A 16160-nucleotide genomic window follows, 5' to 3' on the forward strand; every position below is an offset into this window, starting at 1 on the left:
CCGCCGCTTCGTATTGGAATGTCTATGCGGAGTTTACGTGTAGCTCTTTCAGCGCCAGCGACGCCTTTTCGGCATCGGCGAGATAGTCCTTGCTCAACGTCTTCTGCAGAAGCGGGGTATGGTCGTAGACAAGATCCCGGATGAAGGCCAGCGGCGCCGGCAGATGGTGAAACACCTTGCCGAGTGTTCTGGCAAACTCGACATGGTGATTGCAGTAATCGACCCGCTGCATCTCATACTGCCGAAAGGCCTGACTGACCTGTTCGGTTTGACTGAGATCCCTGTTTGCGAGGAATTTGGCGAGGAAGTAGCCGTCCTCGATTGCCATGCCCATTCCGTATGCCGCGTAGGGTGAAACCGGATGAACGGCGTCGCCGAGGCAAACGACCCGCCCGCTGCTCCAGGACTTGAGAGACGGTCGGTTATAGACCTCCCAACGGAACATCTGGGTCGAAAAGTCCGTCCGGTCAAGGAACCTGGACATGGGATCGGCAAATTGCCGCACGATGTTCGAGACATGGGCTTTGGCATCGGCGGGAACCGGGGCCTTATCGGATGACGGTTCGACGACCCACCATTCAAAACCGGGGCGACCGTCATGCAGCATCGGAAAATAGCTGGCCTGATAGGTTCGCGAATGCGATATCCGGCCTGTGTTCGGCGGCAAACCGTCAAAGTAGTCGCACCAGGCAAGCCAGACGCGCACGCCGGCATGAAATAGCTCCGGGTCGCCAAAGGCTTGACGGGACACTTTAGAATGGACCCCGTCTGCTCCGATGAGAATGTCGGCCTCAACCGGTGCGTGATTTTCGAATTCGATGCGAATGTCGGATTCGGTTTCCGAATAAGAGGCGAAGCTGTGGCCCGCTTCCAATATGCCACCGGGTAACAGTTCAAGCATGCGGGCAAATGCAGAGGCGCGCAGCACGCCATAATGCCAGCCAGGGATCCCGAAGCTTCGCTCGACTTCGCGATTGAAGGGCAGGGTAGCTCGTAGCTTGCCTTTGCTGTTGCCGAACTCGGTGACCGTGTATGAGCCGAAATTGTGAATATCGATACCGTAGTGCCTCAGGATCGCCAACACCGGCGTGCTCAGGAGGACCGCTCCACCTAAAGGTTTGGGCTCGGGCATACGTTCATAGATCCGCACATCGAAACCGCTTCTTATCAGCGCCAAAGCTGCCGATACCCCTCCCGGTCCGGCTCCGACGATCGCGACCCGTTTTCCCTTCCGCCAACTGTGATTCATTCCATTCTCCTCCAAGAAAATAAGAATCATAATACTAGAATATGAATTCTAATACAATGCAGTTGGCACCCGGGCCTTGAGGCGCTATGAGGCGGTGATGCAGGATACGGTCAAAGAACCACGCCAGAAGCGCAGCCATGCCAGTTTCGAGCAGTTGATGACGACAGGCGTCGCATTGCTGCGCGAGGGGGTTCTGTTTTCGGTCGCCGAATTATCGGAACGTTCTGGCGTCTCGGTCGGCTCGATCTATCAGCGCTTCGGAGCAAAGGAGATAATTTATCTCACTTTGCAGGACCGCGTTCTTTCGGAAATGGATGCGGAAGCAGTTGCCCTTTTTGCCGACACTTCCGGGAAGGCGCTGCAAGAACGTATTGACTATGCCGTGAAAATGTATTGCGGCCATGTCGAAAAGTACGAGGCAGTTCTCCGATCGCTGATTCAGATGGACAACAGCAATCCGCAGGCCGCCGAGCGCGGACAAATCTCCTGCCAGAAGATAGAAAGTGCTTTCGTCGCTTCGCTTCTGGTTGGTCTACAGACTGAAGTCGCAGAACCGCTGAGGATTGAAGCGACCTTTTGCTTCAGAATGATTTTTGCGGCGACCTGGCATCGGATTACCAGGCAACCGCTTGCAATCGCTACTGAAGACCGAACCTGGAGCGAATTTGCTGCAGATATGTCCATACTTGCCTGTCGGTTCCTGATGGCCGGATTGCCGAATGGCCGGATGCAAGTCTCTGATGCGCTTTCCCCTTAACATTTCCCTCGCTTGCTATAGTTTAGGTGCAAGGCGGCAAAGATGTAACGAGGGCAAGTCATGGCTGAGATCAACAGGAGCCCGGCATTCTGGCGATCCTTCCCGATCTTCGAGGAATTCAGCAAGGAACAGGTCGCCGAAATCGCCGATCTTGCCATCATCCGTCGCTGGCCGGCCGGAACCGTGATTTTCCAGCGCGGCGATGAAGGCAACAACATGATCCTGGTCACCGACGGTCGCATCAAGCTGTCGCTGATCACATCTCAGGGCAAGGAACTGACGCTGCGCCACCTGGAAGCGGGGACGCTTCTGGGCGAGATGGCGGTGCTCGATGGCGAACCGCGCTCGGCTGATGCCACCGCATCGATCGCTACGGAAGGTTATGTGATCGGCCGCAGCGATTTCATGGCCTTTCTCGAACGCAATCCGGAAGCCGCCGAAGCGGTGATCCATTATCTCTGCCGCCGCTTGCGCGACACGACCGAGCAGCTTGAAACGATCGCCCTTTACGATCTCGACAGTCGCGTTGCTCGCTTCTTTCTTGCCACGCTGCGCACGATTCATGGCGATGACCTGCCCGACGAAGCCTCGCTGCAGATTGCCCTGTCGCAGACCGAAATCGCCGGCATCCTTGGGGCCAGCCGGCCGAAGATCAACCGCTCCATCCTGTCGCTTGAAGAGAAAGGCGCCATCACCCGTCAGGGGAATGTGATTCACTGCCGGATCGGCCGCCTCCTCGCCTTCGCCGAACCGGACGAGGAATGAGAATGGTGCTCTACCCGAAAGGTGGGTCCCTCGGCGCAGTTACCGGCAAGGGAGCGCCGGATCCATGACGTTTCGTCTGCGCCCCCTGCATGTCGGCGTCGTGGCCAGCCTGGTTGTCGCGCTGGCGCTTCTGCTCGTGCCGGAAGACTGGCTGGAGTCCGGCCGTGAACTCTATTTCGACCGCTTGACCCAACTGGTCTCCATTCCCCAGTCACCCGATATCGTTGTGGTCGATATCGACCGCAGGGCCTATGCGGGCGTCAAGGATCAGAAATGGCAGCGGACGGATACCGCCCGACTGTTGTCGCTGATCGCGGCCGACAAGCCTGCGGCGGTGGCTTTCGATCTCGTCTTCTCAACCGACTGCAATGCCGATGATCCCGCCAACCGGACGCTTGTCGCGGCCATACGGGAAGCGCCGGTCATTCTCGGTTTCCTGCTGTCGGACATTGAAGGGACTCCACCAAGGCCGATCCCGGCTTTGGCGATCACACGGACGCTGACCGTCCCGGAAATCTGGTTCCTTCCGGGTGCCGAAGCTGCTTGTGTAGAATTCCAGACGGCAGCTTCAAGCGCCGGTGCGGCCTTCCTGATCGGCGATGAAGGGTCGCGCGTCCGCCGCGTTCAGGCCTTCTCGATCATCGGTGACGATCCCTATCCGGCACTGGGGCTGGAGGCGGCCCGGCGTTATCTCGATGTCCGGACTCCGATTCTGGGCGGCACACCGCCCTGGCTCAAGCTGGGCCGGTCGCTTTTCAGTCTGGCGGAAGATGGCTCGCTGCGGTTCGTGGCGAGCCGACGCGAGGCGATCGATGCGCGGACGGTTTCCGCTGATGAGGTGATGCAGGGTCGGCTGGCGCCTGGACGGTTCACGAACCGCATCGTATTCATAGGCTCGTCTCTGCCCAACCTCGGAGGTTTGCGCGAAAGCGCGGCTGAGCCTCTGGTCGCTTCGGTGCAGATCCATGCCGACCTTGCCAACACGCTCGTCATGGATGCTGTGCCGACGCGCGATCCGATGCTCGCCTATGGCGAAGCGGGCTATGTTCTGCTCGGTGGCCTGCTGATCGCGCTCATGACGGTGCGGTTCCGACCCGGTCTGATTGCGCTCGGAGGTGTCGGCTTCATTCTCGCCACGCTGGTCCTGTCTTATGCCATCTATGCGATGACCTATCGTCTGACCGATGGGTTTTCCGTCGCCCTGCTGTTGTCGATCGTGCTGGTGATCACCGCCTTTTCGCAGTTTGCCGAGACCCGACGCGCCGAAAAGGTGGCGCGTCAGCGCTTCTCGCAATATCTGCCGCAATCGGTGGTCGATCGGTTCATCGACAATCCGGAACTGTCCGGCAAACAGGCGGAAGAGCGCCAGGTAACGGCGCTGTTCACCGATATCGAAGGTTTCTCGACGCTCGCGGGGCGCGTCAGTCCGCAGACGCTGGTCGGCCTGCTGAATATCTATTTCGCCGAAGTGACAGGCCTTGTGCACAAGCATGGCGGCATGGTGGACAAGATTGTCGGCGATGCCGTGCATGCCTTCTTCAATGCGCCGGAGGATCTCGATGATCATGTCAACAAGGCGATTGCCTGCGCGCTTGCCATCGTCCGGCTGACCGAAGAGATGCGTCTGCGCCCAGAATTCAAGGGCGAGGATTTCGGCCGCACGCGCATCGGCATCGAAACCGGTATGGCCGTTCTGGGCGAGGTGGGCACCGGCGGCAAGCTGGATTATACGGCCCATGGCAATGCCATCAATCTGGCGGCCCGCCTTCAGGATGCCAACAAGTTTCTCGGTACACAGACCTGCATCGGCCCTCAAGCCGCTGGCGAAAGCAACTATCCGCTCCGTCCGCTCGGCGAGCATGAAATACGCGGTTTCGGCACGATGGCGCTTTTCACACCAGATGATCTCGTCACCGTCAGCCGGTAATCGGCGTCGCATCGAGATGGCGCCAGAGATACCAGCTGGCGACCGAACGGAAGGGCCGGAACCGATCGGCAATCGCTTCCAGTGGCGCATCATAGAGCTGGCGGCTGGCACGTTGCAGGCCAGCATCGCCGATCGAAAGCACGTCGGGTCGCTGAAGACCGAAGATCAGGAACATTTCTGCAGTCCAGGGACCGATACCGGGCAGCGCGACCAGCATCTTGACCGCCTCCTCCTCCGAAACCTGGGTCAGAAGCGCAAAATCGATCTCGCCCGACAGGCTGCGTTCGGACAGTGCGCGCAGATATTTCACCTTGGCGCCGGACAGGCCGCACGCGCGCAGGGCGTCCGGCTCGACGGCAAGGATTGCATCAGGGGCCATCTCGCCGATCACGGCCAGTACGCGTGCCTCGATCGTGTCGGCTGCCTTGACCGAAAGTTGCTGCGAAATGATGGAGCCGGCAAGCGTCTGGAAAGGGCGATAGGCCCCATCGGACAGCCGGCAGGGCCCATGCCGCTCGACCAGATCCGCCATCACCGGGCAGGCTTGCGAGAGGTGGCGACCGGCCGCTTCGACATCAAGGAGAAGCACCGGCTCGCTCATCTCAATGGGCCTCGTCCCAGTTCTTTGCCGCCCGTGCGTCGACCGCAAGCGGAACCTTCATCGAAATCGCCGGCATGGCTGCATGTTCCATGACCTGCCGGATCACCGGAATGGCCTTTTCGCATTCGGCCTCGGGCGCTTCGAAGATCAGTTCGTCATGCACCTGCAGGAGCATGCGGGCGTTGATGCGATTTTCCTCAAGCGCCGGTTCCATCCGGATCATCGCCCTGCGGATGACATCGGCAGCCGAGCCCTGGATCGGCGCATTGATCGCCGCCCGCTCGTTGAAAGCCCGGACCGATGGGTTGGAGGAACGGATCTCCGGATAATGGATACGGCGTCCGAAGATGGTTTCGACATAGCCGAGATCGCGCGCCTTGGCTTTCGTCTCTTCCATATAGGCCTTGATGCCGGGGAACCGCTCGAAATAGCGCTTGATGTAATCGCCGGCCTCGGACCGCTCGATACCGAGCTGGTTGGCAAGCCCGAAGGCGGAGATGCCATAGATGATGCCGAAATTGATCGCCTTGGCGCGGCGGCGAATATCGGACGGCATTCCCTCCACCGGCACGCCGAACATTTCGGAAGCCGTCATGGCATGAATGTCGATACCATCGGCGAAAGCCTGCACCAGTTGCGGAATTTCTGCCGCATGGGCAAGAACGCGCAGTTCGATCTGGCTGTAGTCGGCCGAAACCAGCAGATTGCCCGGTTCGGCGATGAAGGCGGTGCGGATCTTGCGGCCTTCGGCGGTGCGGACGGGAATGTTCTGCAGGTTGGGTTCCGAAGACGCCAGGCGGCCGGTTGTGGTCGCCGCCATCGCATAGGATGTGTGCACTCGTTTCGTTTGCGGGTGGATGTAGCCCGGAAGCGCATCGGTATAGGTGCTCTTGAGCTTGGTGAGCTGGCGCCAGTCGACGATCCGCCTTGGCAGCGGTTCGCCGGCGGCGGCGAGATCTTCAAGCACCTGCGCCGAGGTCGACCATTGGCCGGTCTTGGTCTTGGTTGCGCCCGACAGTCCCATCTTGCCGAACAGGATATCGCCGAGTTGCTTGGGCGAACCGATGTTGAAGCGCTCGCCCGCGAGTTCGTAGATTTCATCCTCGATACGGGCTGCCGATTGGGCAAGCTCGCCCGAAAGCCGTGACAGGATCTGCCGGTCGACGGAAATACCGCGTTCCTCCATGCGCGCCAGAACATCGACGAGCGGTCGTTCGAGCCGTTCATAGACCCGCATGAGCCCTTCGGCCGCCAGTCTGGGTTTCAGCAGCAGCCAGAGCCGCAGCGTCACATCCGCATCTTCGGCGGCATAGGCTGTCGCTCGTGCGATGTCGACCTGGTCGAAACTCACCGCTCCCTTGCCGGAGCCCGCGACATCCTTGAAGGCGATCGGCGTATGGCCGAGCCAGCGTTCGGACAGCGAATCCATACCATGCGTGCCATTGCCGGCATCGAGCACGTAGGAGATCAGCATCGTGTCGTCGAAGGCGCGAACCGCAATGCCATAACGCCGCATCAGCAGCGCATCATATTTGAGGTTCTGGCCGATCTTGAGGATCGTCTCGTCCTCGAGCAGGTCTTTGAGCGCCGCCAGCGCATCCTTGATCGGGATCTGGTTCTCGACCAGTCCGCCACCCAGAAGATCGCCGGTTCCGGACTTGTGGCCGACCGGCACATAGCAGGCGCTGATCGTACCGCTTGAAGGATCGGTCCGATTGTCGATCGTCGCCAGTGAAAAGCCGACAAGCTCGGCCTGCATCGCATCGAGCGACGTCGTTTCCGTATCGAAAGCCACCAGTCCCGTTTCTCGCACGAGAGTGAGAAAGCGATTGAGATGGGCGGGATCGCGGATGGTCTCATATGTCGAATGGTCGACCGGACGTGCGGCAAGCGCTGCAGCCCGCCCTTCCGCAAATGCCTTCGGCAGATGCGCGGCGTCCTGGCCGATCTCGCCTGCGCCATTCCCCGGGGACTTTTCCTTTGGCGTCGTGACCGGGGCTGCCTTGGCTTCTGCGGCAGGATCGTCGAGATCCGGTCCATGCGCCTTGCCGTTCCATTCGATCGGAACCTCGGCCGGTTCGATGCTGGCCAGATCGCAGCCGCAGACTTCGGCGACGCGGCGGGTGAGCGATGTGAATTCCATCGCCTTCAGGAAGGCCACCAGCCGTGGTCCGTCCTGCGGCTTGAGTTCGAGATCGCCGAGCGGAACGCCCACCGGCGTATCGGTTTTCAGCGTCACCAGCATCTTCGAGAGCGGCAGGATTTCGCGGGCGGCCAGAATGCTTTCGCGGCGCTTGTCCTGCTTGATCTCATGGGCACGTGCCAGAAGCGTGTCGAGATCGCCGAATTGCTCGAGCAGGGTGGCGGCCGTCTTCGGGCCGATGCCGGGAACGCCGGGGACATTGTCGGTCGAATCGCCCGTCAGCGACTGCAGGTCGATCATCTTTTCGGGAGGCACGCCCCATTTCTCGATCACTTCCGGAATCGAGATCTGCTTGTCCTTCATCGAATCGTACATATGCACGTTCGGCGTCACAAGCTGCATCAGATCCTTGTCGGAGGAGATGATCGTCACATCGGCGCCGATTGCTTCGGCCTGCCGCGCATAGGTGGCGATGATGTCATCGGCCTCATAGCCCTCGAGTTCGATGCAGGGCAGGTTGAAGGCGCGGGTCGCTTCTCGGATAAGGCCGAATTGCGGCACGAGGTCCTCAGGAGGCGCCTGCCGGTTGGCCTTGTAGTCGGGATAGATTTCCTTGCGGAACGTCTTGGACGAATAATCGAAAATCACCGCGAAATGGGTGGGCGTCACCCCGACCGATGTGTCGCGCGCATCGGTGAGCAACTTCCACAACATGTTGCAGAAACCGGCCACGGCACCGACCGGCAATTTGTCGGATTTGCGTGTCAGGGCCGGCAGGGCATGGAACGCCCGGAAGATAAAACCGGAACCGTCGACGAGGAAGAGATGATCACCTTTTTTCATGCCGAGGTGTTAGCACGCGGCAGGGGCGACGGAAAGGGGAGGCGTTACCAACCCATGAGCGGCAGGCCTGCCACGGGGCTGCGGAAATAGGGAATGCGCTTGCCGCGGAGCGAGCCGAGATAGACGGTCTTGAGGTCGGGGCCGCCGAAGGTCAGGGATGCCATCCAGGGGCAGAGCGTGCCAGTTGCCGCCGTCATCAGATCGGGCGTCACTCGCCCTTCTTCCCAGGCTCTGTCGAGTTCTGCGGTGGCTTGCGGGTTTCCGTCATCGAGGATGGTGAGAAGATCCCCCTGCGGCGTAATCGCTACCAGCCGGTCGGCCATGATCAGGGTCGTCCAGAGATTGCCGAAGGAATCGAAAGCGATACCGTCGCAGAAGCCGCCGACATTGCTCGGACCGTAGATTTCCCGATGGGTCAGCGAGCCGTCGTCCTGAGGCCGGAACCGCGTGATGTTGCGCGATGTGGTCTCGGCGACATAGAGCCATTCTTCCTTCGGATCGAACCGCAGTTCGTTGGTGCCGCACAATCCATCTGCGACGATGCGGGCCCCCTTTTCATCGATGACCGCAATATAGCCATCCCGGCTGTTGGTTTTCACATGGTCGGTCCAGGGTATCGTCTGCGTTGTCACCGTCAGCCACAGGCGGCCCTTGCTGTCGCGGGTAACGAAGTTGGCCTTGCCGATCGGCCGACCTTCGATCTGGTCGATCAGAACACGCGTTTCGCCATTCCTCTTCATCAGTTCGAGACGGTCGGTACCGAAATTGGCAATCAGGAAGTCGCCGTTCTCGTCGAAGGCGAGACCATTTGGCAGCGAGCCTTTCGTGTTGACATAACGGTCCTCGAACGATGAGGCGGTGTTGGTTTCCAAACCTGTCTGCAGGATCAATGTTTGCCGGCCGTTTCTCTCGATGCGCATGACACCGCCCCGACCATCCGCTGCCCAGAGCGTACCATCTCGCTCGGCAAGGATACATTCCGGACGTTCGAGGTCCTCGCCGATGAAGCCGATATCCTTCGTCTCGACGGAAAAGCCGACCAGCGGATTGATCATATGTCCTGCGCTCCAGATAGATCCGGGCGGCTTGGTCCCCCGGCCGCCCGGCTGGCGACAGGCGCTTGCGCGCTTGATTGTCACCAATTGATTGTACGACCGACTAATCAATGAACGCAGAGAAAAAGTCAAGCGTGTTACGAGAGTTAGCGTTACCGATCCCCGCGAAATCGCCCGCAGGATCGACGCACAAAAATGTGCCGTCTTCCCAGTTTGCGGTTCCCTTGCTAGGCCATGGTCGATCGACCAAACAAGATCGCGCCATCGCTGGCGCCAGATGGGAGAGAGTGGAGGAAAATGAGCAATCGTTTTGACGTGATTTCCGTTGGCGGCGGGCACAATGGCCTGACTGCCGCAGCCTATATGGCAAAGGCCGGCAAGAAAGTGCTCGTGCTTGAACGCAAGGGGCATCCGGGCGGCGGCGTGTCCACGCGCGAACTGACCAAGCCCGGCTTCTGGCATGACGAACATTCCAATGTGCACATCATGTTGCAGGGCAATCCGATGATCACCGAGGACGAGCTCGGCCTCTTTTCGAAGTTCGGCCTGAAGTATCACTATTCGCCACTGCCGTCAGCGACGGTTTTCGAAGATGGAACCTCCGTCAAGTTCTACAAGGATCTCGACAAGACCTGCGAGGGGATTGCGGAATTCTCGCCGCGGGATGCCGAAGCCTATCGCCGTTTCGCGCAGAAGAGCATGGCCTTCCTTCCGATGTTTATGTCGGGCCTTTATGCACCGCCGTTTCCAATGGGCGCCTTCATGGCGATGATGGACCAGACCGACGAAGGTCGCGAAATTCTCGATTTCATGAGCCGTTCTTCAGTGGATCTCGCCGACCAGTTCTTCGAAAGCGAACGTCTCAAGGTCCATCTGGTCCGTATGGTGACCGAAAACCTGCAGGCGCCGGATGATCTGGGGACCGGCATGGGTGTGTTTCTCATGCCCGGCATCATTCACAAGTTCGGCGTGGCGCGACCGATCGGCGGTTCAGGCGAACTGACCAAGGCAATGATCCGCTCGATCGAACATTTCGGCGGCGAAGTGCGCTGCAATTCAGAGGTTCGGCGGATCCTGACCTCGTCAGGCCGGATCACGGGCGTGGAACTGTCGACAGGCGAGCGGTTCGAGGCCAAGGATGCGGTGATTGCCGGCATCCATCCGAAAGTCCTCGGCAAATTTGTCGATGGCATTCCACCGCGGGTGGACGAGCGGGCGCAGCGCATCACCCAATCGCATTTCTCGATCATGCTCAGCCATTATGCACTCAAGGAGAAGGCGACGCTCAAGGCCGGCGGTGATCTTGACGATGCCGTGATGACCGAACTCATGACGTCGGATCGCATGAACGACATGCGAAAGAGCTTCGATGAACTCAAGCAGGGCAGGGTTCCGACGGTTCCGCTCTGCGCCGGTTCAGACATCGCCGTTGGCGATCCCAGCCGCGCGCCGGCCGGTTCTGGTACATTCTATGGCGTCACCTTCGCTCCTTACGATCTCGAAGGCAATCCGTCGCTCTGGGACGAGCGCAAGGAAGAGGTGGCGGACAAGAGCCTTGCCTATTATCGCAAGTTCTTCAATGGCATGGAGGACAGCAACATCCTCGCCCGTGTGGTCAAGAGCCCGCTCGACATGGAACGGGACAGCCCGAATTCCTTCCTGCGCGGCGATATTCACGGTTGCGCGCCCTACATGTACCAGACGGTGGGCCATCGCCCGACCCCGGATTACGGCCAGTACGCTGTTCCCGGCGTCGAGGGGCTCTATCTCGTCGGCCCCTTCATGCATCCGGGTGGCGGCGTTTTCGGCGCCGGGCGTGGGACGGCCATCCGCATGATGGACGACATGAACATCGACTATGACAAGGTGATGGGGGCACGCGTATGAAATTTCTCGACGCCCAGAACAAGGAACTGATGACGGTTCGCAAGGTCGAGCTCGAAGATGGCGAACTCGTCATTCGCGGCAAGATTTTCGGTGCGATGCCAATGGTCGCGAAACTGACGCCGGAAGAAGCGCGAGCCGGGCTGAAACTGCTCGGCCTCAGCACCATTCTCAAGCTCGTTCCCTTCATCTTTTCGAAGAGCAAACCGAAAAGCTGAGCCAAAGACGCCCGGAGAGATCCGGGCGTCCGGTCGAGAATATCAGCGGCCAGAATTGAGAAAGTCGAGGATCAGGCGGTGCACGGCGCCGCCATCCGTCAGTTCCTGCTGATCGAACTCACGGCTTCTTGTCCGCTGCTGGTCCGACAGCGCCTTGAGCGGCAGCTGGATCGCCTGCCGGATGACCTTGCAGCCGGGATCGTTCTCCTGTCGGAAGCCGACAGTCGCCGCTTCGATGGCTCGAACCATCTCGATGATATGGGTTCCGTGCGCCTTTTCATGCCGGAGGATGCCGTCGTTGAAGACGGTCCATTGGGCGTCGAGGGGAGCGGCCAGTTTGCCGCGCGGTTGCGGCAGGTGATAGGTGATGACCAGCCGGGGAATCGCGGATTCCAGCACGCACGCCTGTCCCTGCTTCACATAGTTGCGCCGCCAGGTCAGCTTGAAGGTCGTCAAAGCAATGGCGCGCGTCTGGCCCACCCTGGGACCGTTCTCACCGATCGACGCATAGAGAGCGCCGGCGGACTGGCCTTCGATCCTGTAATGTTGAACGGTTTCAGTTGCTGTCCAGGCCCTTGCTGCGGCAGGCAGGGCAAGGAGACTGAGTACGATCATCAGGATTCTGGCAAACTTCATGACGACTCCTTAAAACCTGAAGCGCGGTGAGACAATTCCATTTTGACCTTCATTGATCTAGCTTGGCCAAATCACCATCAGGAGCCTCGCATGATCACCCTCTATGGATTCGGCCCAGGCCTCGGTCAGCCCGATCTCAGCCCCTTCGTCATGAAGGTGATGGCGCTGTTGCGAATGTCGGGGCTGCCTTTTCAGGTCGAACATGGTTTGAAAGCGGTCCGCGGCGCCCCCTTCGGCAAGCTTCCCTACATCCGTGATGGCGAGACGATCATCGCTGACAGCCGCTTCATCCGCAGATATCTCGAGGAGGCGCGCGGGATCGATTTTACCGGCGGGTATGATCGCGCAACGCTGGCGCAGGGACATTTCGTCGAGCGGATGCTTGAAGAAGGAACCTATTTTACGGCCTTGCACCGGCGCTGGGCACAACCATCCGGCTGGCCCGTTCTTCGGCAGGCGGCGTTCGGCACCCTTCCGTTTCCCCTGTCGATGATCGTCCCGCCGATTGCACGCCGCTCGGTTGTCCGGTCGCTGATCGGGCAAGGCACGGGGCGGCTGCCGGTCGAAAAAATCGAGGCTCTCGCGATCGCCGATTTCGAAGCCTTGGCGCTGTTCCTCGCAGACAAGCCCTATCTCCTCGGTGACAGGCCCTCAGCATCCGATGCAACCGTCCTGGCATTTCTGACGGCGGCGCTCGAACCGGCTTTTCCCGGGCCGATGCTCGATGCGCTGCGCCACCATTCCAATCTTGTCACCTATCGGGATCGTCTAGCGCCGCTGTTCCTGACATCCGATGGCAGCCTTCAAGTGTAATCGAGAGCTTTCATGCCGAAATTCAAGACATCCACCGGAACCATTACCGTAAACAACTGGGGCTACCAGTTGCAGGGCATGAACCGCCCCCTCGATGCAACGCTTCTTTCCCAGGCGAGCCATGACCTGCTGGTGATCGATTCCACCCGCGACGGCACCAATGCGACGCGCTTCAGCGCGAACGACATTACCCGCATGAAGGATGGTATGGGCGGCCTCTCGGTCGTGGCCTCCTACATCTCGATCGGCGAAGCGTCTGATTTTCGCGATTACTGGGATCCGGACTGGACCACCACCGGCAAGGCGTCAGGGCGTCTCACAGATCTGGCGCCGGACTGGCTGGGGCCGCTCAATCCCGATTGGCCGGAATCGCGCAAGGTACGTTATTGGGATGATGACTGGCAGAACCTCATGTTCAACAGCAAAGGGACCGGCGATTTCGACGCAATCGTCAAGGCTGGTTTCGACGCGGCCTATCTCGATATCGTCGATGCCTATTACTTCTGGGGCGAAGAAGTCGCCAACAGCCAGCGCCAGCCGGGTGATCCGAAAAACGAAAAGCAGGCCGCCCAGCGCATGGTCGATTTTGTGGTCGACATGGCAGAGCATGCGCAGGAAACCAATCCCGATTTCTTCATGATCCCGCAGAATGGGGCCTGGATCATCGATGCCCTGAAAACGGGTACGATCGACAAGACCAGGATCGAGGCCTATCGCGATGCCATCGGCGCCATTGCTATCGAGGACCTCTATTTCCGCGGCGGCAAGGACGAAAACAATGTTCTACGCCCCGATGAAGCGACCATCCGGGTGTTGAAACGCGACTTTCTCGATCAGGGTATTCCGGTCTTCGTGGTCGATTACATCAACGATCCGAAAAAGGTCGCTCGGTTCGAAAAGCTCGCTCTGGAAGACGGGTTCATTCCGTTCGCGGCGCCGGATCGCGAGCTCAACCAGTTGACGGAAACGCATGATGGCGATCCGGCTTACATTCGCCCGGATAAGCACGCGAACCAACTGCGGGGCTCGATGCTTCGCGACGAGATCGATGGCCTTGGCGGCAATGATCATATCGATGGCCGCGGCGGCAATGACTGGCTTGCGGGTGGCGAGGGCAAGGATGTATTGACCGGCGGCAGCGGCCGGGACACATTCCATTTCGCAGAAATCGAAATGATGCCCGCATTCGACACTGTTAAGGACTTCACCCATGCGGTCGACCGGATTACGCTGGACCGGGACGGGTTCCTGTCGTTGCCGAAAGGTGTTCTCGACCGAGATAGTTTCGTCATTGCCCACAGCGCGACCAATAGCGACGAGCATATCATCTACAATCCCGGAACGGGATATCTCTCCTATGATGAAGACGGCAAAGGTGGCAGAGACGACCAACTCATTGCAAAACTGGTGCCGGGTACAACACTGACGGCCACAGATATCTGGGTTGTCTGACCGGTTCAGCCGATATGACTGCCCAGCCAGTAGCACAGGGCCGCGATGATCGCGGCGGAAGGGATTGTAACGAACCAGGCGATCACGATATTGCCGGCAATGCCCCAGCGCACGGCAGAGACGCGGCGAGCCGCACCGACACCGACAATGGCACCGGTGATCGTGTGCGTGGTCGAAACCGGGATGCCGAGCCAGGTGGCGGCAAAGAGCGTAATCGCGCCACCGGTTTCGGCGCAGAATCCCTGCATCGGATTGAGCCGCGTGATCTTCGAACCCATTGTATGGACAATGCGCCAGCCACCGAACAGGGTGCCAAGCGCAATGGCGGCCTGGCAGGTGATCACCACCCAGAAGGGCACATAGAAGGTCTCGCCGAGATAGCCCTGCGAAAAGAGCAGAACGGCGATGATGCCCATGGTCTTCTGCGCATCATTGCCACCATGGCCGAGTGAATAGAGCGAGGCCGAGACGAATTGCAGCACGCGGAAGGTCGAATCCACCGCAAAGGGCGTCTGGCGCACGAAGATCCAGGAGACGGCAAGAACGAGCATCAGGGCCAGGAAAAAGCCGATCATCGGCGAAAGAAAGATGGCGCCGACAGTTTTCAGAAGGCCCGTCAGAACCAGGGCGTTACCGCCGCCGGCGACAAGACCCGCGCCCACAAGCCCGCCCACAAGCGCATGCGAGGAGCTGGAGGGAATACCGAACAGCCATGTGACGATGTTCCAGACAATGGCGCCCATCAAGGCCGAAAAAATCACCAGCGGTGTGATGATCGTCGGGTCGACGATCCCCTTGCCGATGGTTTCAGCCACATGCAGTCCGAAGAACAGAAAGGCGATGAAGTTGAAGAATGCAGCCCAGAACACCGCATATTGCGGCTTGAGCACGCGGGTCGATACGATCGTCGCAATCGAATTGGCGGCATCGTGCAGCCCGTTGAGGAAATCGAAGAACAGCGCCACGGCAATCAGCGCGACGAGCAGCGGAAAGGCGAGCGTGGCGTCCATCAGACGTTCTCGATCACAATACCGCTGATTTCATTGGCAACGTCTTCGAACCGGTCGACCACCTTCTCGAGCTCGCTGTAGATTTCCCGGCCGATCATGAAGGCCATCGGATCGGTCTTGCCATAGCGGGTGAAGAGATCCTTGAGACCCTTGTCATGCAATTCGTCCGACCGGCCCTCGACCTTCGTCACCTCGACGGCGATCTGTGACAGACGTGTCGCATTGGCGCCGATCTTTTCGAGAAGCGGAATGGCTTCCGAAATGAGGCGCGCGGCTTCGGCGATCAGTTCGCCCATCTCCTTCATACCGGGCTCGAAGGAATAATGCTCGTAAAGCCGAATGGTCTTGACGGTCTTGTGCATCATGTCGATCGCGTCATCCATCGACTGGATCAGATCCTTGATGTCGCTGCGGTCGAAAGGTGTGATGAAGCTCAAGCGTATGGCTTGCATCACGTCATGGGTAATATGGTCTGCCTTGTCTTCAAGATCGACGATCGTCTGGCAATGGGCCTGGAGATCGCCTTCCCCGGCCAGGAGCGCGCGCAAGGCGCCAGCAGCGCCGACAACGGTTTCGGAATGCTGTTCGAACAGCTCGAAGAACTTGTCTTCTCTCGGGAGCAATTTCTTGAACAAACCGATCATCTGCGCATCCATTCTGGCTTTGTCATGAAAGTGTCATAAATGACGAAGCCGCGGCGCGAAAGGGGTTCGGACAAGGTTTTGCACCTCGTTGACGTCCAGCGATAACGAAAAGACGATCCTCGCCGGACCTGCCCATCCAGCGCATGCTGACCATGCTTCGATT

Annotated in this window: 14 protein-coding genes; 7 read left to right on the top strand and 7 right to left on the bottom strand. The window is 59.4% G+C overall.

Annotated features, from left to right (window positions below):
• Positions 1-22: 22 nt before the first annotated feature.
• Positions 23-1249, bottom strand: coding sequence for an FAD-dependent oxidoreductase (locus Q4481_RS14070; RefSeq protein WP_304377026.1), 1227 nt, complete (start codon positions 1247-1249; stop codon positions 23-25).
• A 97-nt stretch (positions 1250-1346) separates the two neighbouring features.
• Between Q4481_RS14070 and Q4481_RS14075 the strand changes: the two genes are divergently transcribed.
• The 3 genes from Q4481_RS14075 (at position 1347) to Q4481_RS14085 (ending at position 4698) form a co-directional block, all read left to right on the top strand.
• Complete coding sequence (locus Q4481_RS14075) at positions 1347-2006, top strand: TetR/AcrR family transcriptional regulator (protein ID WP_304377027.1); 660 nt, start codon at positions 1347-1349, stop codon at positions 2004-2006.
• Positions 2007-2066: 60 nt separating this feature from the next.
• Entirely contained in the window at positions 2067-2771 is a 705-nt protein-coding gene (locus Q4481_RS14080; RefSeq protein ID WP_304377028.1) for a Crp/Fnr family transcriptional regulator, read from the top strand.
• A gap of 64 nt (positions 2772-2835) precedes the next feature.
• Positions 2836-4698, top strand: a complete 1863-nt coding sequence (locus Q4481_RS14085; protein ID WP_304377029.1) for a CHASE2 domain-containing protein — start codon at positions 2836-2838, stop codon at positions 4696-4698.
• Here Q4481_RS14085 and Q4481_RS14090 read toward each other — a convergent pair.
• From Q4481_RS14090 to Q4481_RS14100, 3 genes are read right to left on the bottom strand one after another with little or no spacing between them, the layout of a single operon-like run.
• Positions 4688-5299, bottom strand: coding sequence for a DNA-3-methyladenine glycosylase family protein (locus Q4481_RS14090; RefSeq protein ID WP_304377030.1), 612 nt, complete (start codon positions 5297-5299; stop codon positions 4688-4690). The genes Q4481_RS14085 and Q4481_RS14090 overlap by 11 nt on opposite strands.
• Position 5300: 1 nt before the next feature.
• Positions 5301-8285, bottom strand: a complete 2985-nt coding sequence (gene polA / locus Q4481_RS14095) for a DNA polymerase I (protein ID WP_304377031.1) — start codon at positions 8283-8285, stop codon at positions 5301-5303.
• A gap of 44 nt (positions 8286-8329) precedes the next feature.
• A complete protein-coding gene (locus tag Q4481_RS14100; protein ID WP_304377032.1) occupies positions 8330-9340 on the bottom strand; it encodes an SMP-30/gluconolactonase/LRE family protein in 1011 nt (336 codons plus the stop codon).
• A 297-nt stretch (positions 9341-9637) separates the two neighbouring features.
• Between Q4481_RS14100 and Q4481_RS14105 the strand changes: the two genes are divergently transcribed.
• Both Q4481_RS14105 and Q4481_RS14110 read left to right on the top strand, forming a co-directional pair.
• Entirely contained in the window at positions 9638-11227 is a 1590-nt protein-coding gene (locus Q4481_RS14105) for a phytoene desaturase family protein (protein WP_304377033.1), read from the top strand.
• The gene (locus tag Q4481_RS14110; RefSeq protein WP_304377034.1) at positions 11224-11442 is read left to right on the top strand and encodes a hypothetical protein; all 219 of its coding nucleotides are present in this window, start codon (positions 11224-11226) and stop codon (positions 11440-11442) included. The genes Q4481_RS14105 and Q4481_RS14110 overlap by 4 nt, the downstream gene beginning before the upstream one ends.
• A gap of 42 nt (positions 11443-11484) precedes the next feature.
• Here Q4481_RS14110 and Q4481_RS14115 read toward each other — a convergent pair whose 3' ends face one another.
• The gene (locus Q4481_RS14115) at positions 11485-12078 is read right to left on the bottom strand and encodes a DUF922 domain-containing protein (RefSeq protein ID WP_304377035.1); all 594 of its coding nucleotides are present in this window, start codon (positions 12076-12078) and stop codon (positions 11485-11487) included.
• A 90-nt stretch (positions 12079-12168) separates the two neighbouring features.
• Between Q4481_RS14115 and Q4481_RS14120 the strand changes: the two genes are divergently transcribed.
• On the top strand, positions 12169-12891 hold the full coding sequence (locus Q4481_RS14120) for a glutathione S-transferase C-terminal domain-containing protein (RefSeq protein WP_304377036.1): 723 nt from the start codon (positions 12169-12171) through the stop codon (positions 12889-12891).
• A gap of 12 nt (positions 12892-12903) precedes the next feature.
• Complete coding sequence (locus tag Q4481_RS14125; RefSeq protein ID WP_304377037.1) at positions 12904-14343, top strand: endo alpha-1,4 polygalactosaminidase; 1440 nt, start codon at positions 12904-12906, stop codon at positions 14341-14343.
• A gap of 5 nt (positions 14344-14348) precedes the next feature.
• On the opposite strand, the gene Q4481_RS14130 is transcribed toward Q4481_RS14125, so the two are convergent.
• Both Q4481_RS14130 and Q4481_RS14135 read right to left on the bottom strand, forming a co-directional pair.
• The gene (locus Q4481_RS14130) at positions 14349-15353 is read right to left on the bottom strand and encodes an inorganic phosphate transporter (RefSeq protein WP_304377038.1); all 1005 of its coding nucleotides are present in this window, start codon (positions 15351-15353) and stop codon (positions 14349-14351) included.
• Complete coding sequence (locus Q4481_RS14135) at positions 15353-15997, bottom strand: DUF47 domain-containing protein (RefSeq protein WP_304377039.1); 645 nt, start codon at positions 15995-15997, stop codon at positions 15353-15355. The genes Q4481_RS14130 and Q4481_RS14135 overlap by 1 nt, the downstream gene beginning before the upstream one ends.
• Positions 15998-16160: the final 163 nt, after the last annotated feature.

The sequence above is a fragment of the Fluviirhizobium alvei genome (assembly GCF_030551875.1).
GTDB classification, from domain to species: domain Bacteria; phylum Pseudomonadota; class Alphaproteobacteria; order Rhizobiales; family Rhizobiaceae; genus Rhizobium_E; species Rhizobium_E alvei.

Bases quoted from the DNA above. Each gene is read 5' to 3' on its own strand.
- Q4481_RS14070 (WP_304377026.1), bottom strand. From the start codon at position 1,249: ATGAATCACAGTTGGCGGAAGGGAAAACGGGTCGCGATCGTCGGAGCC.
- Q4481_RS14100 (WP_304377032.1), bottom strand. From the start codon at position 9,340: ATGATCAATCCGCTGGTCGGCTTTTCCGTCGAGACGAAGGATATCGGC.
- Q4481_RS14105 (WP_304377033.1), top strand. From the start codon at position 9,638: ATGAGCAATCGTTTTGACGTGATTTCCGTTGGCGGCGGGCACAATGGC.
- Q4481_RS14115 (WP_304377035.1), bottom strand. From the start codon at position 12,078: ATGAAGTTTGCCAGAATCCTGATGATCGTACTCAGTCTCCTTGCCCTG.
- Q4481_RS14110 (WP_304377034.1), top strand. From the start codon at position 11,224: ATGAAATTTCTCGACGCCCAGAACAAGGAACTGATGACGGTTCGCAAG.
- Q4481_RS14135 (WP_304377039.1), bottom strand. From the start codon at position 15,997: ATGATCGGTTTGTTCAAGAAATTGCTCCCGAGAGAAGACAAGTTCTTC.
- Q4481_RS14075 (WP_304377027.1), top strand. From the start codon at position 1,347: ATGCAGGATACGGTCAAAGAACCACGCCAGAAGCGCAGCCATGCCAGT.
- Q4481_RS14090 (WP_304377030.1), bottom strand. From the start codon at position 5,299: ATGAGCGAGCCGGTGCTTCTCCTTGATGTCGAAGCGGCCGGTCGCCAC.
- polA (WP_304377031.1), bottom strand. From the start codon at position 8,285: ATGAAAAAAGGTGATCATCTCTTCCTCGTCGACGGTTCCGGTTTTATC.
- Q4481_RS14080 (WP_304377028.1), top strand. From the start codon at position 2,067: ATGGCTGAGATCAACAGGAGCCCGGCATTCTGGCGATCCTTCCCGATC.
- Q4481_RS14130 (WP_304377038.1), bottom strand. From the start codon at position 15,353: ATGGACGCCACGCTCGCCTTTCCGCTGCTCGTCGCGCTGATTGCCGTG.
- Q4481_RS14120 (WP_304377036.1), top strand. From the start codon at position 12,169: ATGATCACCCTCTATGGATTCGGCCCAGGCCTCGGTCAGCCCGATCTC.
- Q4481_RS14085 (WP_304377029.1), top strand. From the start codon at position 2,836: ATGACGTTTCGTCTGCGCCCCCTGCATGTCGGCGTCGTGGCCAGCCTG.
- Q4481_RS14125 (WP_304377037.1), top strand. From the start codon at position 12,904: ATGCCGAAATTCAAGACATCCACCGGAACCATTACCGTAAACAACTGG.